Below are 331 nucleotides of genomic sequence, written 5' to 3' on the forward strand. Positions count from 1 at the left end.
CTGGTCTATCTGCCGCTGGGCAATTCTGCGGGCGACTACTGGAGTGGCTCGCGTACGGAAAACCAGAACCGCTATGCGACGTCGCTGGTGGCGATCGATGTGGCCACCGGCAAGCCGGTCGGTGGCATGGAGAAGCTGGTCGTGTGGGGCAACCACAGCCCGACCATGTACCCGGACTACCGTTTCGCCACCGCCGACGGCGCCTCGATCGCCGATGCGATCAACCACGGCCTCGATTGCCGAGTTGAGCAGTTCCACCACCAGGCTGATGAAGCAGACCGCCAGCACCAACGCGCGCTCGGTTGTACTGATGTCCAGCACGAACGCCGCA

At 63.7% G+C, this 331-nt stretch carries 2 pseudogenes; one reads left to right on the forward strand and one right to left on the reverse strand.

The annotated features are described in order from the left end of the window. Nucleotides 1-225: pseudogene (locus ABGA94_RS06320) on the forward strand (hypothetical protein); the annotation flags it as partial. Nucleotides 226-264: 39 nt separating this feature from the next. Here the strand turns inward: ABGA94_RS06320 and ABGA94_RS06325 are convergent. Beyond that, nucleotides 265-321: pseudogene (locus ABGA94_RS06325) on the reverse strand (diacylglycerol kinase); the annotation flags it as partial. Between the last annotated feature and the right edge of the window lie 10 nt (nucleotides 322-331).

It is taken from the genome of Stenotrophomonas sp. 3diitr2024 (assembly GCF_042136455.1).
Taxonomy (GTDB): Bacteria; Pseudomonadota; Gammaproteobacteria; order Xanthomonadales; family Xanthomonadaceae; genus Stenotrophomonas; species Stenotrophomonas sepilia.